The following is a 21,745-nucleotide window of genomic DNA, read 5'->3' on the forward strand; positions in this document are numbered from 1 at the left end:
CTATCAGCCGGTATGTGCACCGGAATTCAGGCTCCTGATTCAGCCGAGCAGATTCTCCCGACCATCACGTTTCTCGTTTTCAGGGTCATCAGGGCGACCAGGATCATCAGCACGCTAATACAGATGAACGCTGCGGGTAATGTGCTGAAGTGGGCAACATACCCGACGATGGCAGGCCCTGCCAGAACGCCAAGGTAACCCATCGTTGTCACAGCTGGAATTGCCACCGCTGCAGGCATGACAGCCTGTCGCCCTGCTGCGGAGAACATGACAGGAACAATATTGGCGCAACCCAAGCCCACTAACGCATATCCGGCCAGGGATATTTTCCAGTCTGGGATGAATAGCACCAGCGCAAACCCGGCGGCAGCGATGAGAGCCCCAGCAATCACAACCGGTATAGCGCCCAGCCCTGTAATGATGCGGTCCCCAATCAGTCTGGCAAAAGTCATTGCCAACGCAAATGTCGCGAAACCTAGCCCACCGTTAGATTCAGCCACGTCCCTGATTTCCGTCAGGAAAACGGCGCTCCAGTCAAGTACCGTGCCTTCTGCAAGAAAGACACTGAAGCAAATAATCCCCATCCACAGGACAATCCCTTTTGGCTTCGCAAAAGTGGGGCCTTCCACATGGCTGGATTCAGTCAGGAGCCCCTTTTGACTGATAATAAGCAGCGCAATCACCACTACCGAGACAAACGCCGTCGCAACAGAAATCGATATACCCACAGAAAGAAGTACGGTCATAAGCCCGGCACCGGCGATCCCTCCGCAGCTGTACATGCTGTGAAAGCCAGACATAAGCGGTTTACCGGCTTTTTTTTCCACGATGACAGACTGGATATTGATGGCCCCGGCAGTAATACCGATTCCGGTCCCAAATATCAGCAGCGCTGCCGCCAGCAGCAGCGGTGAGGTGATCAATGAGAGTAAAGGAAGTGAGGAAATAATACTCCAGACGGAAGCCCGGATAACCTTTTTGCAGTTGTATTTTGCCGTCAGATATCCAGTAAGTGGCATGGCCAGCAATGCGCCACCACCGAGACAAAGTAGAAGGGTACCTAACGTCGCTTCGTTTACACCAGTATTGGCCCTGGCATAAGGCACCACCACGGCCCACGAAGACGAGCTAAATCCCGTGATAAACAAAATGAGTTTTGTACCTAAGCGCTGATAGCGTTCCAGTAATGAAATGGACATGAATGACCTTTATTTAGATGAATTAAGTACTCTGAGGACTTCAGCATGCAGAACTGGCCCGGAACTGGCCAGATAGCCGGAATTCGGTCCGGATAGCTCTGTCACACATCCGCCAGCATTTTTTACCAGCAGGATCAGGGGTGAGAACGCACTCATCTTATCGGGATGAATGACGCACAAATCGATATAACCGGCAGCCAGCATGGTCATGGCGTGGCACGGATCGCCCCATCTTGACATCAGCACTCGGGACGACAGGCTTTGAATACCTTTCCGGGTGGCATCTTCGAAATAGTCGCCTTCACTGACGTGCATAATCGACTGATGCAACTGGATATTTCTTCTGGTATTAAGTCGAAATTCACCGAAAGGACTGCAGGCCATGGCTTCGGCGCCCTCCGCCCAGAAACGTTCCCGTGTGAAGGGGCTGACGACCATGCCAGCCACGATTTTTCCCCGGTGAGATAATCCGGCGGTGGCACCTCTCGCAGGAATGCCACGGTCGTTCAGCCTTTCCATATTAAAAACATCAACAGACCATACAAATTCATCACATGACTCATCCCGACTGCTGTCAAACACGGTGTGTCCAGGGAATGCCGTCGAAATATAGTCCTTTAAAATGCCCTGGATTTTGCCACTGCAGCCATAATGGAGTTCGTGATTAGTAATATCCCTCCCTCCCTGTTGATTTACGGCCGCTGCGTGCTCCTTCAGAATGAGATCTTCAGATAACGCAGCGAGTTGGTTCAGAAAACTCACATCAGGAATTGCTAACACTTTAAGGCCTCATCTTTGTATACAGAGAGTTGACATGAGGATCATGAATGCACGATCATGCTCTCTGATGCTTCATTTAGATAACTTCAGGTAAAACACATGCTCGATTATGCAACTTTCCCCGACCAACGACAAGAGTACATAAAAGAATCTCTTCGTGAGACCGGCAGAGTGTTTGTCGCCGAATTAGCCAGTACCCTCAATGTATCTGAACACACGATTCGCCGTGATTTACATGAACTTAGCAAAGATGGATTTTGCAAAAAGGTCTATGGTGGGGCGGTAATCATCATCCCTGAAGTGAGTGATTTTACCGTCAGAAAATCGCTGAACACCTCATCAAAGAGCAAAATCGCGCATAAATGTGCACAACTGGTTAAGCCAGATACCTGCATTTTCATTGATTCAGGAACAACTAATCTGGTCATGGCAGAGGCTGTTCCTGAAGACATTGGCTTAACCGTGGTGACGAATTCGCCTGAAATAGCGACTGTGCTTCTGAATAAACCATTATGCGAAGTGATCATACTTGGCGGGCAGATTCAAAAGGGTGTGAACGGTTGTATCGGTTCCACTGCCTTAGCTCAGATCCAGGGAATAAATTTTGATCAGGCATTTATTGGTGGATGTGCGATGGCCCCGGAATCAGGATTAACGGGTTACGACTATGCTGACTGTGAATTCAAAAAAGCCGTCATACAACAAAGCAGCGAAAATATTGTTGCTCTAACGGCAGAGAAAATGCCCGGTGTTGCAAGATATGTTGTGGCAAAAAGTACCGATATCGATGTCATTGTGACAGAGGAAAATACAGTAAAGGAATATGTTAATGCATTCAAAGGCCTGGACATTCGTGTTCATCAGGTCTGAAAAGGCTAATTATGGTCTGAACAGAAAATGCAACTAATCAACATCGGAGCCCCAGGAATATGAAAATAACTGGAACAGCACAGGCTGAGTTTTTAGCTCTCCCGACCCACTCTAAGGCGAAGGTGATACATACTATCGACAGGTTCCTGCTCGGCGATGGTTTCTCTACCCTGGTAAGGGTGGATGATAATTTAACAGGGATTCAAACAGAAGGAGCAGGCATCCAAAGAGTTATTTTCATTCGCAGAACCGTTGAAGGTGAGGTAATTCTAGGCGTAGCGATGAAGAAAAAGATGCGTTTCAACCAGAATGACGCCTTAGCATTTTTGGCAGACCGACTGGACTTATCAAAACCAACTAACCATGAATACTGGAATAATTTCAGAAAAGAGGCACTTACTGTAACAGCGGTAAAAAGCGGCTTTGAAAATGAAGTTTTAAAGGAAACTCTCCAGAAAACACTGATGAAATGGCGCAGTATCGCTGGCCTGACTCGACAACAACTCGCCAACAAAATGGGGGTGTCTTACAAATACCTATGTAGTATAGAAGCAAACCCATCCAAAGTGAGCATCATTACCCTTTACCATTATGCTAAGAAGTGTAATGTCAAAAGCCCTCAAATTTATCTATAAATAAAAAATACAAGATGCATTTCATCGAATTTTAGCTAATGTCCACAAGACTCAATTGCGCTCAAGATAACAGCCTAATCCTTTTACCAAGCTGAACTGTTTCAGACAGGGCTCAGTTTGGATATCGAAAATTATTGTACGTTAATGTTGTTTTTTGACCTTCCTACTTTAGCTGGCCGCTGACCTGATCCCGGTTGATTATTACATGTCAATGTTAGTCCTACATCCCTGCGGTTATGACAAATGCCAACTTCCGCTTCACGCCCTGAGACATTCGACAAGCTTTTTATGGCTTCAGTAAGGGCGAGTGTCGCGCTTCGAGAGCCAGCAAATATTTCGCTTCGTCGTAGCGGGTTCTGGTCTTCCAGCAGCGGTAAATGATCCTTATCCATTTAAACGCCAGAGCACGGATTGCAGATTGGTGAGATTTTCCTTTTTCTCGCAGTCCCTGATAATAAAGTCAGGCCCAATATGATGAGTTAACCGTCTTGGCAGCCCATTCAACGAAGGTCTGCCTGACGAACTTCGCACATTGCCATCTCCAGTGAACCCAGGATTTCTGGCCACTTCTTTCTGTCACCGGGCAATACCTGCATAGTTTTGAATTTCTTCAGCGCTGTTAAACCGGTCACGGTTATCACCAAGTGCAGCAAGCATCCGTGGGCCCATACACGGCCCCATGCCCGGAAGGGATTTGAACAGCCCCGCATCTGGCAATGTGTCAAACAGCGTTTCAATTCGTTCGTCATAGGTTTTGATGATTTCACTCACGACTTTAATTTGTGTCGCCAGTGCTGTTGCCATCAAAGTGTAAGTATCCCGGTAAAACGGACCATTCACTTTTAGAGATCTTCCGACATACTGATTATGTCCCCTGAGGAGATCGCTATGCGCAAGATCCGATTCACTGAACACCAGATCATCGCCGTATTGAAGTCCGTCGAAGCCGGACGTACCGTCAAGGATGTGTGCCGTGAGGCCGCTATTTCGGAAGCCAGCTATTACAACTGGAAGGCGAAATATGGCGGGATGGAAGCGGCCATATTAAAAAAATAAAAGACCTTGAAGATGAGAATCGACGTCTGAAACAGATGTTTGCTGATCTCAGCCTTGAGTGCCGGGCACTTAAAGACGTCATCGAAAAAAAGCTTTAAAACCAGCGATAAAACGTGAACTCGTCAGCTATCTGACGGCGCAATTTGCCATGAGTTTACGCCAGGCCTGCAGGACGTTATCGCTGAGCAGGACGGTCTATTTTTATCAGCCCGATACCCGACGTGATGAACCGGTGATCTGTGCGCTGACTGAACTGGCAGAACGCTATCCGCGCTACGGTTTTAAGAAGTTGTTCCAGCTGCTGCGCAGGCAGGGCAATACCTGGAACCATAAACGTGTTCACCGGATTTACTGCCTGCTGAAACTGAATTTTCGTCGCAAGGGAAAACAGCGACTGCCAGTACGTAATCCAGCACCACTGGCGACACCGCAAGCGTTAAACCAGAGCTGGTCCATTGATTTTATGCACGACGCGCTGGTCTGCGGCAGACGCTTCCGGACCTTCAATGTGGTGGATGATTTTAATCGTGAAGCACTGGCGATAGAAATCGACCTGAATATCCCGGCTCAGCGTGTCGTCCGGGTACTGGACAGGATAGTGGCAAATCGCGGCTACCCGCTAAAGATGCGGATGGACAACGGACCAGAACTCGTCTCACTGGCGCTGGCACAGTGGGCCGAAGAACATGGCGTGCAACTCGAATTTATTAAGCCGGGTAAGCCAACACAGAATGCGTTTATCGACCGGTTCAACCGGACATACCGGACAGAGATCCTGGATTTTTACCTGTTCAGAACACTGAATGAAGCACGGGAAATTACCGGGCGCTGGCTGATGGAATATAACAACGAGCGGCCTCATGAATCCCTGAACAACCTGACGCCGGAAGAGTACCGGCTGATGGCTGAAAAACCGGAACTCTCAAAAAGTGCGTGGAACTAAAACAGGTGTGCTTACAGTCACCCTGGTGTGCGCATTGATGGTCTGGCGGACGCTATGCCGGAACGGGAGCGCTTTGCAAACCCGCAACAGCGAATCCTGAACCCCTTGATAGCGCATTGGCGTCATGCTTCCCGGTCTGCTTAGCGAACCGGGACTGTCATTGTTTCGCTGGCGGAACTATGCTGATTAGGGCGGCCACATGCGCCGCTCCGGCCGCGGAAACAGTGACTCACAGGTGTCGTTATGGCGATTGATCCGGAACTGATTTACATCGAGATCCTGGAAACGGTGCTGATGGCCACCCTGGATCCTGATTTGTGGAAATCGGCGTTGCAGAAACTGGCGTTACTGACCGGCCATCAGTACGCGGCATTTCTGTTTTACGACAAAGGCAATGCGCATCTGTTGACCGATTCATTCCTGCTTGAGGAGAAGGTCTTTACCGCCTATCGCGATGTATTTCTGGCTATCGATCCCGCCGAAAAAATATTGACCGCGTTACCGGTCGGGCAAATGTATCGGGACCGCGAGTATTTGGGCGATAAGTTTATTGCCGGCAGCGTCTATTACAATGAATTTCATCACCCCAACGACCTGAATCATCTCACCAGCGTCAAGCTGTGCACCATCAATGGCTATGCCACCTATCTGTCACTGATGACGGCCAATACGGCGGCTTATCCGCAGCCAGTGCAGTTTGAACTGTTCAGGCGCCTGATCCCGGCGTTAAAAACCGCCTGCCAGCTTCACGCCCGGTTTGAACAACTGCGGGACACCATAAAATACCAGAGCGCGGTGATGGACAACGGGATCTACCCGGTATGGCTGGTGGATCATGGCGGTAAAATTCTCTACGCCAGCGCGCATGCTGAACGCTACCTGCGCGCCAACGCCCGCCTCTCCTGGTATAGCGGGGGCGATACGCTGTGCCTCGATACTGACAGTAAAAAACTCAAACGCGCCATCGAGCAGGCCACCCGGACGGCAGAGCCGCCGAAGGCAGGGCTGTGCTATACCGCCGGGCGCCAGCCGAAACCGATCCTCGTGATCCCGGCAGCCCGTCTTGCCGGGGTCGCCTGCGTGATTATTCCCGAGCCGTTTCTCACCGGCAGCGCCTTGATGGAGCTGTTTAACGTTAAGCCCGCCGAGAATGCGGTGGCGGAGCTGCTGGTGCGGGGCATGACACCGGATGAATGCGCCTTACATCTGGGCGTATCCATCGCCACGATCAGAACCCATCTCAGCGCCCTGTACCGGAAAACCCATACTCGTCATCAGGCTGAACTTCTGCTGATCCTCCGTGCGATCCACGGCTGATGCTATCGCTCCCTCAGGCATGATGGTCGCGCAGGAAAACCGTCAGCACCTCTTTCGGCGGCACGCCGCCGCATTCGCCAATCATCCAGCCCACCGCCCCGCGGTGATAGGTGCCGTGAAAGAGCATGTGATTCAGCATCTCCATTGCGGTCATATTGCCGTCGCCGCCATCGACGAATTTGAAGGCGATACGTTGGTGGAAATCGGTGGGGGTCATGGCGCTGACGTACTGAATGTACTCATCTGTACAGGCGGTCATGGCCGTCTCCAGCTGATCAACGGTTGGCGTCTCGGGGGTATTCAGCGCGGTATAACCGTGCGGCCTGCCGCGCAGGTTCGCCCGAAAAATCATATCAACGACATGGATATGGTTCATCAGCCTGAGGGTCAGATGACGTTTTTCACCATATACCGTTCCGTCAATTGCGCGGATCGCCTGCAAGGTGGCAAGGTCAATCCAGCGCTTGTATTTCAACAGCGTCACTACTGTGTCTTTGTCCATAGTCGGTCTCGGGTTGGTTGAACCGTTATCATACTGGTTATGCCGGTGAGTCGTCACGCTCCGGCATCAGGCACAAAAAAGCCTCGCCGGAGCGAGGCTTTTCAATAAGCAGGTGATTTAGTCAAACACACCGTTAATCACGGCGGTGACGATGGCGGTGCTCAGGGCGACCAGCACCAGGTCATCGCCGACCGCGCGCCATTCATAGCCAGGATAATAGGGCAGGTCGTTAATCATCGAAGCCGGCAGGGTCTTTTTCGCGATCCCCGGAGGCAGCGGTTTGCCGCGGGCGACATTTTTGGCGATACCCGGCGGCAGTGCCTGATAGCCGACCAGACCGTAGTTCACGGCAAGGGAGCGCGCTCGTGAAAAGCTGATATCGCTGTCGACGTGGTCGGGTTTACCGTAGTTTTTACGGTTGCCATGATCGTCAGTGGACTGACCTTTATTCTGGCCTTTATTACCATGGTCGCCATTATTGCCGTTATTGCCATGGTTACCACTGTTCCCGTGATTACCACCACCGTTACCGTTGCCGTTACCCGGGTTGGCATAGACTGGCGCGGCCAGCACGGCAAGAGAGATAACCGCCGCCAGTGCTGTTTTAAGTGTGCGACGCTTGAGCATGATGTTGATTCCTTGAAGGGGAGTACACGCTTAAAAAATAAGAGAAAGCTATGCCCCTGGCAATCTCATCATTTCTTATTTTTTGCAGGTTTTTAATCACCGGCGGGAAAGATAAAGGGAAAGGGATAGCGGGACGCGGACAAGCAATTCCATTGCTGCGTTTTGACAGACGGGCGACCGCGCCCCGCTAAATGTGTTGCCGACAGGATCGCTCCCGGGCGTAGAGAAAAAAATGCCCGAAGCCATCGGGCAAAAATGAACAAAAATATTACGCTTCATTCATAACGCGTCTCACAAGACGGAGCGGATAGTAAAGCCTGGCGCCGTCGCGCACAATCGGCCGGTTGTTTAGAAATAAACAACCCCGCCGACCGTGCTCAGGGGGAGACCCAATGACAGGCGACCCGATGGCCCGGGACTATCTCGCGGAGCGCCGGCGCCTCGCTGCGGCAGCGTTCGCTCACCTGCGGGCAGCGGGATGAAAAGCGGCAGCCGGTGGGCGGATTGGCTGGATCCGGGATCTCGCCTTGCACCAGCGCCTGCGGTTCACTGTGCGGATCGAGGGTCGGCACCGCGGCCAGCAGGGCGCGGGTATAGGGGTGGAGAGGGCGACTGAACAGCGCATCGCGGCTGGCGCTTTCCACCAGCTGTCCCAGATACATTACCGCCACATCGTCACATAAATGCTCCACCACCCCGAGATCGTGGGAGATAAACAGGAAGGTGACGCCGCGGTCGTCGCGCAGATCGGAAAACAAATTGATGATCTGCGCCTGAATCGACACATCGAGAGCCGAGATGGGCTCATCAGCGACGATAAAATCCGGGTTGAGGATCAGCGCCCGGGCAATACCGATCCGCTGGCGCTGGCCGCCGGAGAACTGATGCGGGAAGCGGGCGTAGTGTTCCGGCGCCAGGCCACAGATTTTCATCACGGCGATCACCCGGTCATACAGCTCATCGGGGGTGCACAGCTTGTGCTGCAGCATGGCTTCGCCAATCGCGTCGCCAATACGCAGCCGCGGGTTCAGTGAGCTGTAGGGGTCCTGAAACACCAGCTGCATTCTGGGCCGGATGGCGCGCAGGGCAGGCGCGGTAAGGTCGGCCAGCTCCTGACCGTGAAATTTCACGCTGCCGGCACTTTTCTCATACAGGCCAAGCAGGGTCCGGCCGACGGTGGTTTTACCGCTGCCGGATTCGCCCACCAGGCCAAAAATGGTGCCCGGACGGATGTTAAAGCTGACGCCGTCCACCGCGCGAAGCTCGCCGGTCTGCTGGCCAAACAGGCCGTCTCGCAGGGGAAAATATTTTTTCAATCCATCCACTTCAATGACATAGCGTTCACTCATGCTGTCGCCTCCGCAAATTCGCTATAAAGGCAGGCGGCTCGATGGCGCTCGCCGAGCAGGGGCGGAATCGCCTCCCGGCAGCGCGCTGTCGCCCGCTCGCAGCGCCCGGCAAAGGCGCAGCCCGCCGGCAGGGCGGCCAGGTCCGGCACCTGGCCGGGAATTGAGTACAGCCGCCGACGCCGCTCACCCGGCACCGGGCGGGAGGCGATCAGCCCCCGCGTGTAAGGGTGTTGCGGATGCCGTAACACCTCCGCGGTGGCGCCCTGTTCCACGATCCGTCCGGCATACATCACCACTACCTGCTTGGCCATCTGCGCGATCACCCCCAGATCGTGGGTAATCAGCATCATCGCCATCTGGCTGGCCCGCGCCCGGTCGCGCAGCAGGCGCAGGATTTGCGCCTGCACGGTCACATCGAGCGCGGTGGTGGGTTCGTCGGCAATCAGCAGTTTGGGCTGACAGCTCAGCGCCATGGCGATCATCACCCGCTGCAGCATGCCGCCGGAAAGCTGGTGAGGGTAGCGGGTCATCAGGCTGTCGCCGCGCGCCAGGCCGACCTCGCTTAACAGCTGGATGGCCTGCTGCCAGGCGGCTTTCGGCGTGGCGCCGAGGTGGCGGATCGGCGGTTCGCACAGCTGTTCCCCGATGGTCAACACCGGGTTCAGGGCCGACATCGGTTCCTGAAAGATCATGGCCAGCTGGTGGCCGCGCAGGTCGGCCATCTGTCTGGCTTTCAGTCGCAGCAGATCGCGGTCCGCGAAACGGATCTCACCGCCGTCGATGCGCGCGGCCTGCGGCGGCAGAAGGCCCATCAGCGCCATGGCGGTGACGCTTTTGCCGCAGCCGGATTCGCCCACTACGCCAACGGTTTGCCCGGCCTGTATAGTGAAAGAGACCTCCTGCACCGCGCGCACGCGAGTGCGTTCCCCGGCGAAAGAGACGGAAAGATGATTAAAGGAGACTAACGGCGTGGTCATTTCAGCCTCGGTTTCATATTGGGATCCATGGCGTCGCGCAGGCCATCGCCCAGCACGTTGATGGCGATCACGGTGATAAAGATGGCGATGCCCGGCGGCATCCACAGCCAGGGGCGGCGCTGGAAATCGATCAGGCTATTGGCGGCATCCATCATATTGCCCCACGACGGCGTCGGCGGCACCACGCCAAGGCCGAGATAGCTCAGCGCGGATTCACTGAGAATAGCGTTGGCGACGGCCATGGTCGCCATCACCACCAGAATCGGAATGGTATTCGGCAGCAGGTGGCCAAACAGCCGGCGACGCGCCGACAGGCCCAGCACCTGGGTGGCCAGCATAAAATCGCGTTCGCGCAGGGAGAGACATTGTCCGCGCACCAGCCGCGCCAGTCGGGGCCACTCCAGCAGGCTGAGCATCACCACCACCATATAAATGCGCGAGTCCGGCGAAAAATCGAGCTCGGAAAGCATCGCCCCGGCGACGATCAACAGCGGTAACCCGGGGATGGTCATCACCAGGTCGGCCACCCGCATGATCAGTTTGTCGGTTAACCCGCCGAGATACCCCGAGAGGGCACCGAGCAGGTAGCCGAGGCACACCGACATCACCATGGTCAGCAGGCCGATAATCAGCGAGATGCGCCCGGCCAGCAGCAGGCGGGTGTAGACATCGCGACCGAGAAAATCGGTCCCCAGCCAGTGTTCCGCCCCAGGCGGTTGGTTGATGCTCAGAGCATCGGTGGCATCCTCTTTCCACGGCGACCAGACGGGCCCCAGCACGCACCACACCGCCATCACCGCCAGCAGGATCAGGCAGAACATGGCCAGCCGGTTACGGCGTAGCTGTCGCCACCCCTGGCGCCAGAGAGAGGGGGGAATATGCGCCAGCGCCGGGATAGCCGCCTGCCGCTGGCGGCGACGGGAAGCAAAGTAAGACAGGATCATCACGACCTCACCCGAATACGCGGATCGGCCCAGGCGTACAGCACGTCGGCGAGCAGATTCCCGACGATCGTCAGCACCGCCAGAAACAGGGTAAACCCCATCAGCACCGGATAGTCGCGGGCGGCCAGCGAGTCGATATGAATGTGGCCCGCCCCCGGCCAGTTGAATACCTTTTCGGTAATGATCGCCCCGGAGAACAGCCCCGGCAGCTCGAAGCCCAGCAGGGTGATAATCGGCAGCAGGGCGTTGCGCAGGGCATGTTTGAGGATCACCGTGCGCTCCTGCAATCCCTTGGCGCGGGCGGTACGGATAAAATCCATTTTCACCACGTCGAGCATACTGGCGCGCACATAGCGCGCCAGGCTGCCCGCCTGCAGCATCACCAGCGCCAGCACCGGCAGCGCCAGGTGGGCGGCCACTTGTAGCACATACTGCCAGCCGCTCTCGTCGCTGCCGGTATTGGTCATCCCGCCTACCGGTAGCCAGTGGAGATCGACGGCAAACCATTTAATCAGCAGCAGGCAGAGGAAAAAGGTGGGGAACGACATGGCGGCAAACACCGCGACGCTTACCAGATGGTCAAACCAGGAGCCGGGCCGCAGGGCGGAAACCACGCCGACCGCCAGGCCAATGCCCCAGTAAAAGACCAGCGCGACGCTGGCCAGCAGAAAAGAGTTCCAGATGTACTGGTTGAGCAACTGGCTGACCGGGATCTGATATTGCAGTGAAAAGCCTAAATCGCCGTGCAGCAGCTGTCCCAGCCAGTGGAGGTAGCGGGTGAACAGCGGCTGGTCGAGGCCGTAGATCGCCTTCAGCTCCGCAGCGCGGGCGGCGGTCAGGGTGATATTGCCATCGATAAAGTCGCCGGGGGTTTTGGCGAACAGCATAAAAATGATGAACGAGGCCAGCAGCAGCATCGGCAGCGTTTGCAGCAAGCGCCTCAGGATGAAATTTTTCATGACGGTCTCATATCAGCCGCCGGTTAACCCGGCGGCCAGGGGAGTTACTTGACGATTTTTACATCCGGCAGGCTGCCGGTCAGGCCGTTGTAGATATCCGGCTTAAAGCCGGTGACGCGGGCGCTGCTGGCGGAAAGGATGTTGCGATAGCCGAGCAGGATCACCGGCGGATCGTCGGCCAGCACTTTATACAGCTGGTGGTAGATCGGCTTGCGCTGTTCAATGTCGAGCACCGCATTGCCGGCGTTAATCAGCTTATCGACTTCCACATTATGGTAGCCGGACTCTTTCGCTTCGCTGCTGTAGAAATCCCATACCCCGTCGTGCGGGTCGTTGAGCGTGCTGGTGCTAAAGGAGGCCAGATCGTAATTTCCGGCTTTGCGCTGCGCCATCAGGGCGTTGAAATCCACCACCTGCGGCTTCAGCAGTACGCCAATCTGCCGCCAGTTCTCCTTGGCGATGGGGATCAGTGCATCGTTGAGCACCTTCTTGCTCACCAGCAGGGTCAGCTCCAGGCGCTGGCCGTCTTTGGCGCGGATACCGTCGGCGCCAGGTTTCCAGCCGGCCTCATCCAGCAGCTTTTTCGCCTGTGCCGGATCGTAAGGGTAAGGGTTGACGCCTTCAGCGTTAAAGGCCCAGGAGATCGGGGCGATCGGCTCGATGGCGACTTTGCCGTACCCCTGATAGACCACGTCGATCAGCTTCTGCCGATCCAGACCGTAAATCAGCGCCTGGCGCACGCGCTTATCCTGCAGCGCCGGGCGATGCACGTTGAACTCCACCTGGCTGTAGTCGCTGGAGCCGTAAAGATTAATGTTGGCGAAGCCGAGCATCTTCAGTTGCTCAATATCGTCGGGACGCGAGGTAAAGGCGTCATAGTCGGTCTCCCCGGTCTGGAACAGCTGGAAGTTGGTCGACGGATTGGTCACGCGGTAGATAAAGCGCGGCGTTGGCGGTGTTCCACGGTAAAAATGGCTATTGGCATGGAAGCGAATTTCCTGACCGGGAATATATTTGTCGTACACGTAAGGGCCGTTGCCCAGCGGCTTGCCGTGCAGTGAGCGCAGATAGTCGAGATGTCCCCGCTGATACCCTTTGCCGTACCAGGCTTTCGACAGCACCGGACCGCCAATTTTGGCCAGCGTGGTGGCGCCTGGCTGAGTGGTGGTCACCTGCAGGGTGAGCGGGTCGATGACCTTCAGGCCGCTGACGCTGTCAGCTTTGCCGGCTTTGTAGTCCGCGCCGCCGGCGATATTGGCCAGGGTGATGTCGGTATCGCCATCATAGCTGGGGTCGAGCAGGACCGTCAGGGTAAAGGCGACATCTTCCGCCGTCAGCGGTGAACCGTCGCTGAAGGTCAGGCCAGGGCGCAATCTGATGGTGTAGACTTTACTGTCCGGGCTGACCGTCCAGCTCTCCGCCAGCCCGGGGACCAGCTTACCCTGGCTGTCCCAGTCGATCAGGCGTGAAAAGATAACGTTGGTGACGTTCTCATCCCAGCCGTTGACGAAAAAGTAGGGGTTAAAGATCCCCTGCGGCTCGGAGATCCCGGCCACCACCGTGTCTGTGCGCAGCCTGGCGCTTGCCGGGATCTGGCTGGCGTCGGTGGCCGGAGTGATGCCTTCTTTCAGGATCCCATCCGCAAAGGCGCCAGAAGAAAATGCCACCACGCCGCCGAGCAGGGCCACTTTTAGCGCCAGGGCGAAGCGGGTTTGTCTGGTTTTTAATCCTTGTTGTAATATGGACAAAAGTGCTACCTCATCAAATGATTGCGTGGTTATTTACAATTCATGACGAAAGATAAGAGGCGCACTTCGCCCTGTCTAACACTGAAACGCTATGGTTTATAACCAATTATCCTTAGCAAAGGATCGGGAATATAATTCCATCTGTTTGCTAAGACGCAGTGGTTTCCGCTGGATGAGGTCGGTGGGTCAGAATGCTGTCCGCCACCCAGCCATCCTGCGCCAGCGCGCTGGCGGCCAGCGGCCCGCTCAGCCGCACCTGCAGCTGGCCGATCACCCGACCCTGAATGCGCTCGCAGTTGCTGTACAGCAGTCGGGCATCGGCCCCCAGCAGGCGGGCGATATGCTGCAGATTGGGTTCGCGTCCGCTGCTGCCGTCAAAACGCAAGGTCACGATCTGCTCGCCATCGCGCAGCGTCGGCCCGGCCTCCGGGCGGTCGGGATGTTGCTGGCCGAGCATGGCGCGCGTCACCGGGTGCTGCGGGTTGCCAAACACGCGCCAGACGTCCCCCTGTTCGACAATGCGCCCGCCCTCAAGCACGCTGACCCGATCGCAGAGGGTGCGAATGACCTCCATTTCGTGGGTAATTAGCACAATAGTCAGCCCCAGGCGCTGGTTAATCTCCTTCAGCAGGGCTAACACCGACAGGGTGTTTTCCGGATCCAGCGCCGAGGTTGCCTCATCGCACAGCAGAACTTCCGGCTGCGTGACCAGCGCCCGGGCGATGCCGGTCCGCTGTTTCTGGCCGCCGGAAAGGCGGGCCGGATAACTGTCGCGCAGCGCGCTGAGGCCCACCAGCTCAAGCATTTCCGTGACCCGCCGCTGGCGTTCGCCGGCCGGGACGCCAGCCATCTTCAGCGGCAAGGCGATGTTCTGCGCCACGGTTTTGGTGGCCATCAGGTTAAAGTGCTGAAAAATCATCGCCACCCGCCGACGCAGATCGCGCAGCTGGCGCGTGGAGTAGCGCACGGTTGACTCACCGTGGATGAACATCTCGCCGCTGTCGGCATTCTCCAGACGATTAAACAGGCGCAGCAGGGTGGATTTTCCGGCGCCGCTGCGGCCGATGATGCCGAAAATTTCGCCCTGACGGATGGTCAGGTCAATGTCCTGCAGCGCCTGCACGCCGTTAGGATAGGCTTTGCTGATACCGGCAAACTCAATATGGATCGGTGGGGAGGGGATATGCGTCACGATGATACGCTCCGTTAGCCCGGGCAGCGGCTGACGCCGCTGCCCGCGGTGATTAGAATCCAGGTAAAATTTTGCCCTGATAACGCGTCAGGATGAACTGACGAACCGCGTCCGAATGCAGCGCTTGCGCCAGCTTCTGAATGCCCGGATCCTGAATATTGTCCGGGCGCGCCACCAGATATTCGACGTACAGATCGCTGCCTTTTTCCACCAGCAACGCTTTATCGGTATCAATGCCGGCCTCCAGCGCATAGTTGGCGAAGATAAAGGCCAGGTCGACCTGCTTCACCGCCCGCGCCAGCATGGCGCCCTCCAGTTCGCGGATCTTAAAGTGATGCGGGTTGCTGGTGATGTCCCTGGTTGCCGATTGCGGATTGTGCGGATCTTTGAGGGTAATCAGCCCGGCGTTGCTTAACATCACCAGCGCGCGGCCGGTGTTCACCGGATCGTTAGGGATGGCGATCGTGGCGCCGTCAGGCACCGCGGCGAGGGTCGTGTATTTGCTGGAGTAGGCGCCGAAGGGCTCGATATGCACCCCGACCACCGGCACAAGGTTGGTGTGGCGGGTCTGGTTGTAGTTATCGAGAAACGGACGGTACTGGTAGTAGTTGGCGTCGAGGTGTTTCTCCGCCAGCTGCTGGTTAGGCTGAATAAAATCGTTAAACACTTTGACCTGTAAGTCGACGCCTTCCTTTGCCAGCACCGGCTTCACAAATTCAAGGATTTCCGCATGCGGTACCGGGGTGGCGCCGACGATCAGCGTCTCGTTAGCCAGCGCTGCGGTGGAGAAGAGGGCCAGCAGTCCGGCGGCAATAATGGATTTTTTCATGATCGTGATTTCCTGAAACCTGGAGGAGTAAGTTATTTGCGGCTGACGTAGCGCACCAGGCGGTCGCCGCTCATTTGCAGAAGCTGTACCAGCGCAATCAGCATCAGGACGGTGACCACCATCACGTCAGTCTGAAAGCGCTGATAACCAAAACGAATGGCCAGATCGCCCAGCCCGCCGCCGCCGATTACCCCGGCCATCGAGGTGTAGTCGACCAGCAAAATGGCCGTCACGGTTACGGCGGCGATCAGCCCGGCCCGCGACTCCGGCAGCAGGGTGTGCCAGATAAGCTGCCAGGTGCTGCCGCCCATCGACCAGCTGGCTTCCACCAGGCCGTGCTCCACCTCGCGCAGGGCGGTTTCCACCAGCCGGGCGAAGAACGGGGCGCAGCCGGCGACCAGCGGCGGGATGGTCCCTGCCACCCCCAGCGAGGTGCCGGTTAGCAACGTGGTCACCGGGATCATTACGATAAGTAAAATGATAAACGGCAGGGATCGCAGCACGTTGACGCACAATGACAGCAGCCGGTAAAGGCGCGGGGCATACAGCAAACGCGGCTCGCCGGTGAGATAGAGCACAATCCCCAGCGGAAGCCCAATCAGCACGGTCCAGCCCAGCGACCAGGCCAGCATAGTGAGGGTGTCGAGGGCGGCCTGGGCCACATCGCTCCAGTCGATTTGCGCGAAAAACGCCAGCAGACTCGTCATATCAGTTCCAGTCATGTCGTTGCGGGCGAATACCGTTCAGCACCCAGTTGCCCAGCAGCTGATACTTCCAGCGAACCGGGTCGTGCAGGGTATGCACCCGGGCGTTGCGCCAGTGACGGTCGAGGTTGAGCGACTCACCGGTAGCGCGCGTCCCCCCCAGCTCAAACAGGCGGCTGGCGGCCTCCAGCGCCACTTCGGTGGTCCAGATTTTGGCGCGGGCAACCGCCAGCGAGGCCTCGGCGACGTGCTCCTCGCTGAGGTCATTTTTATAGCGGTCGAGCACCCGTCCCGCCCGTTCCAGCAGCGCGTCGGCGGCGGCAAGACGGCTGTCCAGCTGGCCGATATGGTAGATAGTCAGCGGATCGTCGCTCGCCCGCTCCACACCGGCGTCGATCCACGGCCGGGCGCGGTCGCGCACGAACGCCACGGTATCGTCCAGCGCTGCACGGGCGATACCGGCGTCTATCGCCGCGGTGGTCAGCTGGGCGAAGGGGCCGGCGAGGGTCGGGCTGGCGTAAGACTTCCAGGTTGGAAAAAGGTGGAAAGGATTAACCGGAAGATTGTCGGCCAGTACGGTGCCGCTGGCGGTGGTGCGCTGACCGAGGCACGCCCAGTCATTGACCACCGTCAGTCCAGGGCTGTCGTGCGGCACGAAAGCGAGCTGGGCGCGTTCGTCGGCGTCCAGCGCCAGAATGCCAATCCAGTGGGCGTACAGCGAGCCGGTGCAGTAGCCTTTACGGCCATTGATCCGCAGGCCCCCGGCGCCTTCCTCGATACGGGTACGAATATCGAGCACCGTTTTCCCTCCAGTTTCCGACAGGGCATTGGCGAAGCGATAGCCCTGCAATACCTGGGCGAAAAAAAACGCCTGCTGCTCGTCGCTGCCCTGCAGACGAATGTCCTCCAGCAGGCAGTAGTGGTTCTGGGGGATCTGGCCTAACGACGGATCGGCCGCGGAGACAATGGCGATAACCTGCGCCAAAGTCGCGGCCGAAACCTCGGCGCCGCCAAAGCGGCGTGGTACCGTGATGCCCCACAGTCCGCTGTTGGAATAGGTGTTGACGATCTCCGCCGGAACGATACCCGTGCGGTCGCGCTCGGCGGCGCCGGGTTTAAGCACGGCGGCGATCTCATGGGCGATGGCAAGGGCTTCCGCATCGCTGGCAATAATATGCGCCTGCGGCGTGGACTGGGTGTAAGGCAGAGCGGGTGAACTGGCTGACATCATCTTCTCTCTTATTCAGTAGATAGCTTATGCATAAATTAGATAAATAAATAATTCATAATACCTGGGGGTTATATGTATGAATAAGCAAAACCTGTGCCAGCGAGTAAGGAAGGCGCGATGGCGGTATTTAGCGGGTTGCAGAGGTCTGCTGGTGGTGCGGACTGCTGCAAATGCAGCGTACTTTTGCGCTGGCTGTTGCAAAGGCAACAGCTGGAGAAGCGATCGCCGGACAGAGGGGGCTGTCCGGCGGTGAGTATGGCGAGGCCTCAGCGCCCCTTCGCCGCCGGGGGTAGCAGTGAGGGGGCGGTCGCGGTTAGCGGCTGCCAGAGCCGCTCGGGGTCGCTAAATCCCTCTCCGACGAGGGCAAAAAAGCGGCTGGCGTGGAGACCGTCGACGAAGGCATGGTTAAACCGCCCGGCCACCGGGATCACGCCATTCTGCAGTTTTCCCCAGGTAAGCGCGGGCACCGCCGCGCCGACGGCATATTCCGCATGGGTCATCGAGGTGAAGTGAAGCCACGGCAGACAGCTGGCGCAGATAAAATGCTCACCATCGACGATGAGCGGTGCCGGGGATGTCTCTCTTGCCGCGACGATCTTCGGCGTGGCCGCGTCGCTGAAGGCGGTGAACTCGGGGGCGTTGTCGCACCACACCTGGCGGAATCCCTCCCCAACGGTCATCACCGGTGTCATTACCGCCAGGTTGTCATATTCAATCACCTCGTCATTGCGCACACGCTGGCGTAGCTGCGGTACCCCGTTGGCCGCGCGCAGCAGGGCATAAAGCGCGAGCTGAAAAAACGAGACCCGACGCTCCTTCGCACATTCGTAGAGGCGCTGCGCCGCTATCGGAACGCAGAGATTAAAGCTGGGGTTAGCAAATTGGCGGTAAAAGGTGAAATGGTCCCGGCGGGGCCAGGTCGCGGTGTCGATAATCCGGTAATGAGCCATGGATGCCTCCTTATTGCTGGCGATCTGCTGACTATGCGACGATTTCGATCAGGTTGCCATCAGGATCGGCGATCACCGCCTCATAATAGCCGTCGCCGGTGGTGCGCGGCGGCGAAACCAGTATCCCGGCAGCCCCGGCGCGTTGAGCGAGGGCATCGACCTGTTCTGCCCCGCCTACCGAGAGGGCCAGATGCGCCCAGCCGGTATGGTTGTTATCCGCGCTGGCCGGCTGCAGGCCAGGCTTGGTCATCAGCTCGATCACTACCTCATCGTCGATAGTAACAAAATAGGAGGCAAAACCGGGGTTGGTCTGGCTGAGGTATTTTTCATTGATGCTAGCGGCAAAAAACTCAACCCAGAAGCGGGCCTGGACGTCGAGCTGTTGGGTCCACAGGGCAAGATGGGCTATTTTCATGGTAAACCTCCGGGCAGGAACGTTGACAATCAGAGCAGGGCAGACGATCATGCTTGCTGTTGCTCGGTTTTGATTATTTAAGGAGTTTGGTTTGCTCGATTATGCTGCTTTCCCGCAACAGCGACAAGCGCTGATTTGCCAGATCCTGCAGGAAAACGGCAGGGTGGTTTGCGCGGAGCTGGCCGCGCGGCTTCAGGTATCGGAACACACCATCCGGCGCGATCTGCATGAACTCAGCCGCGAGGGGGTGTGTAAAAAGGTGTACGGCGGGGCGGTGCTGAGCCTGCCGGAGGCCGGGGACTACAGTGAGCGGAAAGATAAGAATCGAGCAACAAAGCTCAGGATCGCACAGCAGTGTGCCCGGCTGGTGAAGCCCGGTGGCACCCTTTTCATCGATACCGGCACCACTAATCTGGCGATGGCCGAGGCGCTGCCCGCCGAGCTGGCGCTGACGGTGGTGACGAACTCCCCGGAGATCGCTGCGGTACTGATGAAAAAACCGTTGTATGACGTGGTGATCCTCGGCGGCCAGGTACAGCGGGCAAGCGGCGGCTGCGTCGGGGCTGCTGCCGTAGCTCAGGTGCAGGGCATGTTATTCGACCAGGGGTTTATCGGCGGCTGCGCCATGGCGCCAGAGTCGGGCCTGACCGGCTTTGACTACGCCGATTGCGAGTTCAAAAAAGCGGTTATTAAACAATGCAGCGAAATTATTGTTGGCCTGACCTCGGATAAAATTCCGGCGGTGGCGCGGTTTGTGGTCGCCGCGAGCAGCGATATTGACGTACTGGTGGTGGAAGAGAATATCAGCCGCGAATATCGTGTTGCCTTTCAGCAGCACGATATCCGCATCCATACCGTGTAGCCGTTAACGGGTCAGGGAGGTGGCGATAAGCCGCAGACCCAATGCCCCCAGCACCGTCGCGGTGGCGATGTCGATTCGTCGTTTCAGCCGCAGGTATACCCGCCGCGGCCGGTCAGCAGACAGCACCAGCGCCACCAGCGAATACCAGCTGACATCAATCAGAAAGCTCATCAGCGGCACAATGTAATAGAAAGCGGTGGGGATCTGCGCTGGCAGCAGGGCGGTAAAAATTGAGGCGAACACCAGCGCGGTTTTGGGATTGCTCAGTTGCGTATACAGCCCGTCGCGGAAGGTCTTCAGCAGCGAACGATTGCCGGCCATCCCGCTGGCGCAAAAGTCCATCGGCTGCGCCGACCCGCGGAAAATTTTATAGCCAAGCCACAGCAGATAGAGCCCGCCGGCCACCTTCAGCCCAATGAACAGTTCCGGTACCGCGGTGAGCACCTTCTGCAGGCCCAGCATCGCCATAATAGAAAAAATGGCAGCGCCGGCGCCGGTACCGAGGGCGGTCACCATACCGTGCAGACGCGAGCGGGCAACCGCATTGCGCGCGACAAAAATAAAGCTTGGGCCAGGACTGATCACGCCCATGATCAGCACCGCGGCAATGGCCATCAGGCTGGATAAGAACATAGCAACTCCTGGTATTTCCGCCGCAGACAGGCGGTCGGCAACGGGTGAACGATACGAGCAGACAGAGTAGCAAACTGGCTCAGGAAAGCACGTCAAAACCGTGTGGAAAAGGAGGGGGGAGCGGGCGTCGGCGCCGCGCGTTTTCTGTGCAACTGTTTGAATAACGATTCCCATTCTTGTCATCAATGGTAAACTGAATAACTGTGATCTTTGTCATACCGTAATAACTACAGAGAAGAGACACTGCTATGCAACATATCATTGAGGGCTTCCTCAACTTCCAGAAAGAGATCTTCCCCCAGCGTAAAGAGCTCTTCCGCAGCCTGGCCTCCAGCCAGAATCCCAAAGCGCTTTTCATCTCCTGTTCTGACAGCCGTCTGGTGCCGGAACTGGTTACCCAGCAGGAGCCGGGACAGCTCTTTGTCATTCGTAATGCCGGGAATATCGTGCCGTCTTTCGGGCCGGAGCCGGGCGGCGTTTCAGCGACCATCGAATATGCCGTGGTTGCCCTGGGAGTGACGGATATCGTGATCTGCGGCCACTCCAACTGTGGGGCGATGAAAGCCATCGCCACCTGCCAGTGCCTCGAGCCGATGCCGGCGGTCTCCCACTGGCTGCGCTACGCCGACGCCGCGAAAGCGGTAGTGGAAAAGAAAACCTGGGCCAGCGAAACCGATAAGGTCAACGGCATGGTGCAGGAAAACGTCATCGCCCAGCTGAACAACATCAAAACCCATCCGTCGGTGGCGGTTGGTCTGCGCGATCAGACTCTGCGCCTGCACGGCTGGTTCTACGACATTGAAAGCGGTGACATTCAGGCGCTGGATAAAAACACGAAATCCTTTGTGTCGCTGTCGGAAAATCCGGACGTCTTTTTCGAATAAAGCCGTTCTCAGGGCAGGGAGGCCCTGTTCATTCCCCCACCACGCCATGCACGGCGCCCCTTTACAGACAGCGGAAGGCTTCCGGCATGTCCGCAAAGTCAGATCTATCAATTTCATGCTCTCCAGCGAACCGGGTATT

At 57.0% G+C, this 21,745-nt stretch carries 20 protein-coding genes and 4 pseudogenes; 7 read left to right on the forward strand and 17 right to left on the reverse strand.

Annotated elements, in window-relative coordinates; genetic code table 11:
• Window positions 1-26: 26 nt before the first annotated feature.
• Together B8P98_RS12300 and B8P98_RS12305 are read right to left on the reverse strand one after the other, a co-directional pair.
• On the reverse strand, window positions 27-1,199 hold the full coding sequence (locus tag B8P98_RS12300; protein WP_095033071.1) for an MFS transporter: 1,173 nt from the start codon (window positions 1,197-1,199) through the stop codon (window positions 27-29).
• A 9-nt stretch (window positions 1,200-1,208) separates the two neighbouring features.
• Window positions 1,209-1,979, reverse strand: a complete 771-nt coding sequence (locus B8P98_RS12305) for an inositol monophosphatase family protein (RefSeq protein WP_095033072.1) — start codon at window positions 1,977-1,979, stop codon at window positions 1,209-1,211.
• Window positions 1,980-2,078: 99 nt separating this feature from the next.
• On the opposite strand from B8P98_RS12305, the gene B8P98_RS12310 reads away from it, so the two are divergent.
• Window positions 2,079-2,849: a DeoR/GlpR family DNA-binding transcription regulator gene (locus B8P98_RS12310; RefSeq protein WP_095033073.1), complete on the forward strand. Its 771-nt coding sequence runs from the start codon at window positions 2,079-2,081 to the stop codon at window positions 2,847-2,849.
• Between the two features lie 59 nt (window positions 2,850-2,908).
• Window positions 2,909-3,484 (forward strand): helix-turn-helix domain-containing protein, encoded by a 576-nt coding sequence (locus B8P98_RS12315; RefSeq protein WP_095033074.1) that lies wholly within the window; start codon window positions 2,909-2,911, stop codon window positions 3,482-3,484.
• 286 nt (window positions 3,485-3,770) lie between these two features.
• Here the strand turns inward: B8P98_RS12315 and B8P98_RS12320 are convergent.
• A pseudogene (locus B8P98_RS12320) lies at window positions 3,771-4,294 on the reverse strand (transposase); the annotation flags it as partial.
• A gap of 78 nt (window positions 4,295-4,372) precedes the next feature.
• Here B8P98_RS12320 and B8P98_RS12325 point away from each other — a divergent pair.
• The 3 pseudogenes from B8P98_RS12325 to B8P98_RS31620 all read left to right on the forward strand — a co-directional run bounded on the left by B8P98_RS12325 (window position 4,373) and on the right by B8P98_RS31620 (window position 6,777).
• Window positions 4,373-5,483: pseudogene (locus B8P98_RS12325) on the forward strand (IS3 family transposase).
• A 243-nt stretch (window positions 5,484-5,726) separates the two neighbouring features.
• Window positions 5,727-5,840: pseudogene (locus B8P98_RS31615) on the forward strand (helix-turn-helix transcriptional regulator); the annotation flags it as partial.
• Window positions 5,841-6,521: 681 nt separating this feature from the next.
• Window positions 6,522-6,777 (forward strand): annotated as a pseudogene (locus tag B8P98_RS31620) (transcriptional regulator).
• Between the two features lie 36 nt (window positions 6,778-6,813).
• On the opposite strand, the gene B8P98_RS12335 reads toward B8P98_RS31620, so the two are convergent.
• The 13 genes from B8P98_RS12335 to B8P98_RS12395 form a co-directional block, all read right to left on the reverse strand.
• Window positions 6,814-7,302 (reverse strand): DinB family protein, encoded by a 489-nt coding sequence (locus B8P98_RS12335; protein WP_095033075.1) that lies wholly within the window; start codon window positions 7,300-7,302, stop codon window positions 6,814-6,816.
• Between the two features lie 117 nt (window positions 7,303-7,419).
• A complete protein-coding gene (locus tag B8P98_RS12340) occupies window positions 7,420-7,929 on the reverse strand; it encodes an anti-virulence regulator CigR family protein (protein ID WP_074385644.1) in 510 nt (169 codons plus the stop codon).
• A 377-nt stretch (window positions 7,930-8,306) separates the two neighbouring features.
• Window positions 8,307-9,278, reverse strand: a complete 972-nt coding sequence (locus B8P98_RS12345; protein ID WP_080896754.1) for an ABC transporter ATP-binding protein — start codon at window positions 9,276-9,278, stop codon at window positions 8,307-8,309.
• Window positions 9,275-10,255 (reverse strand): ABC transporter ATP-binding protein, encoded by a 981-nt coding sequence (locus B8P98_RS12350; RefSeq protein ID WP_080896755.1) that lies wholly within the window; start codon window positions 10,253-10,255, stop codon window positions 9,275-9,277. Before B8P98_RS12350 ends, B8P98_RS12345 begins: the two co-directional genes overlap by 4 nt.
• Window positions 10,252-11,202 carry an oligopeptide ABC transporter permease gene (gene opp4C, locus B8P98_RS12355; RefSeq protein ID WP_087805234.1) on the reverse strand — a complete coding sequence of 317 codons (951 nt, stop codon included), beginning with the start codon at window positions 11,200-11,202 and terminating at the stop codon, window positions 10,252-10,254. Before opp4C ends, B8P98_RS12350 begins: the two co-directional genes overlap by 4 nt.
• The gene (locus B8P98_RS12360) at window positions 11,199-12,158 is read right to left on the reverse strand and encodes an ABC transporter permease (protein WP_095033076.1); all 960 of its coding nucleotides are present in this window, start codon (window positions 12,156-12,158) and stop codon (window positions 11,199-11,201) included. Before B8P98_RS12360 ends, opp4C begins: the two co-directional genes overlap by 4 nt.
• A 44-nt stretch (window positions 12,159-12,202) precedes the next feature.
• Window positions 12,203-13,906, reverse strand: a complete 1,704-nt coding sequence (locus B8P98_RS12365; protein WP_080924162.1) for an ABC transporter substrate-binding protein — start codon at window positions 13,904-13,906, stop codon at window positions 12,203-12,205.
• A gap of 148 nt (window positions 13,907-14,054) precedes the next feature.
• On the reverse strand, window positions 14,055-15,098 hold the full coding sequence (locus tag B8P98_RS12370; RefSeq protein ID WP_025710873.1) for a methionine ABC transporter ATP-binding protein: 1,044 nt from the start codon (window positions 15,096-15,098) through the stop codon (window positions 14,055-14,057).
• 52 nt (window positions 15,099-15,150) lie between these two features.
• The gene (locus B8P98_RS12375; protein ID WP_025710872.1) at window positions 15,151-15,927 is read right to left on the reverse strand and encodes a MetQ/NlpA family ABC transporter substrate-binding protein; all 777 of its coding nucleotides are present in this window, start codon (window positions 15,925-15,927) and stop codon (window positions 15,151-15,153) included.
• A 32-nt stretch (window positions 15,928-15,959) separates the two neighbouring features.
• Window positions 15,960-16,634, reverse strand: a complete 675-nt coding sequence (locus B8P98_RS12380; protein WP_025710871.1) for a methionine ABC transporter permease — start codon at window positions 16,632-16,634, stop codon at window positions 15,960-15,962.
• Between the two features lies 1 nt (window position 16,635).
• Window positions 16,636-17,862 carry an SfnB family sulfur acquisition oxidoreductase gene (locus B8P98_RS12385; RefSeq protein WP_025710870.1) on the reverse strand — a complete coding sequence of 409 codons (1,227 nt, stop codon included), beginning with the start codon at window positions 17,860-17,862 and terminating at the stop codon, window positions 16,636-16,638.
• 266 nt (window positions 17,863-18,128) lie between these two features.
• Window positions 18,129-18,812, reverse strand: coding sequence for a CatA-like O-acetyltransferase, family 1 (locus tag B8P98_RS12390; RefSeq protein WP_080896756.1), 684 nt, complete (start codon window positions 18,810-18,812; stop codon window positions 18,129-18,131).
• 31 nt (window positions 18,813-18,843) lie between these two features.
• Window positions 18,844-19,227 (reverse strand): VOC family protein, encoded by a 384-nt coding sequence (locus B8P98_RS12395; RefSeq protein WP_025710868.1) that lies wholly within the window; start codon window positions 19,225-19,227, stop codon window positions 18,844-18,846.
• A 91-nt stretch (window positions 19,228-19,318) separates the two neighbouring features.
• Here B8P98_RS12395 and B8P98_RS12400 point away from each other — a divergent pair, with 91 nt between their 5' ends.
• The gene (locus B8P98_RS12400) at window positions 19,319-20,089 is read left to right on the forward strand and encodes a DeoR/GlpR family DNA-binding transcription regulator (RefSeq protein WP_025710866.1); all 771 of its coding nucleotides are present in this window, start codon (window positions 19,319-19,321) and stop codon (window positions 20,087-20,089) included.
• 3 nt (window positions 20,090-20,092) lie between these two features.
• Here B8P98_RS12400 and B8P98_RS12405 read toward each other — a convergent pair whose 3' ends face one another.
• Window positions 20,093-20,722, reverse strand: coding sequence for a LysE family translocator (locus tag B8P98_RS12405; RefSeq protein ID WP_025710865.1), 630 nt, complete (start codon window positions 20,720-20,722; stop codon window positions 20,093-20,095).
• A 248-nt stretch (window positions 20,723-20,970) separates the two neighbouring features.
• Between B8P98_RS12405 and B8P98_RS12410 the strand changes: the two genes are divergently transcribed.
• Window positions 20,971-21,606 carry a carbonic anhydrase gene (locus B8P98_RS12410; protein ID WP_025710864.1) on the forward strand — a complete coding sequence of 212 codons (636 nt, stop codon included), beginning with the start codon at window positions 20,971-20,973 and terminating at the stop codon, window positions 21,604-21,606.
• Window positions 21,607-21,745: the final 139 nt, after the last annotated feature.

Source organism: Klebsiella quasivariicola, from assembly GCF_002269255.1.
In the GTDB taxonomy this organism is placed as follows: Bacteria; Pseudomonadota; Gammaproteobacteria; order Enterobacterales; family Enterobacteriaceae; genus Klebsiella; species Klebsiella quasivariicola.

Bases quoted from the DNA above. Each gene is read 5' to 3' on its own strand.
- B8P98_RS12300 (WP_095033071.1), bottom strand. From the start codon at position 1,199: ATGTCCATTTCATTACTGGAACGCTATCAGCGCTTAGGTACAAAACTC.
- B8P98_RS12310 (WP_095033073.1), top strand. From the start codon at position 2,079: ATGCTCGATTATGCAACTTTCCCCGACCAACGACAAGAGTACATAAAA.
- B8P98_RS12315 (WP_095033074.1), top strand. From the start codon at position 2,909: ATGAAAATAACTGGAACAGCACAGGCTGAGTTTTTAGCTCTCCCGACC.
- B8P98_RS12335 (WP_095033075.1), bottom strand. From the start codon at position 7,302: ATGGACAAAGACACAGTAGTGACGCTGTTGAAATACAAGCGCTGGATT.
- B8P98_RS12340 (WP_074385644.1), bottom strand. From the start codon at position 7,929: ATGCTCAAGCGTCGCACACTTAAAACAGCACTGGCGGCGGTTATCTCT.
- B8P98_RS12345 (WP_080896754.1), bottom strand. From the start codon at position 9,278: ATGAGTGAACGCTATGTCATTGAAGTGGATGGATTGAAAAAATATTTT.
- B8P98_RS12350 (WP_080896755.1), bottom strand. From the start codon at position 10,255: ATGACCACGCCGTTAGTCTCCTTTAATCATCTTTCCGTCTCTTTCGCC.
- B8P98_RS12360 (WP_095033076.1), bottom strand. From the start codon at position 12,158: ATGAAAAATTTCATCCTGAGGCGCTTGCTGCAAACGCTGCCGATGCTG.
- B8P98_RS12375 (WP_025710872.1), bottom strand. From the start codon at position 15,927: ATGAAAAAATCCATTATTGCCGCCGGACTGCTGGCCCTCTTCTCCACC.
- B8P98_RS12380 (WP_025710871.1), bottom strand. From the start codon at position 16,634: ATGACGAGTCTGCTGGCGTTTTTCGCGCAAATCGACTGGAGCGATGTG.
- B8P98_RS12385 (WP_025710870.1), bottom strand. From the start codon at position 17,862: ATGATGTCAGCCAGTTCACCCGCTCTGCCTTACACCCAGTCCACGCCG.
- B8P98_RS12390 (WP_080896756.1), bottom strand. From the start codon at position 18,812: ATGGCTCATTACCGGATTATCGACACCGCGACCTGGCCCCGCCGGGAC.
- B8P98_RS12395 (WP_025710868.1), bottom strand. From the start codon at position 19,227: ATGAAAATAGCCCATCTTGCCCTGTGGACCCAACAGCTCGACGTCCAG.
- B8P98_RS12405 (WP_025710865.1), bottom strand. From the start codon at position 20,722: ATGTTCTTATCCAGCCTGATGGCCATTGCCGCGGTGCTGATCATGGGC.
- B8P98_RS12410 (WP_025710864.1), top strand. From the start codon at position 20,971: ATGCAACATATCATTGAGGGCTTCCTCAACTTCCAGAAAGAGATCTTC.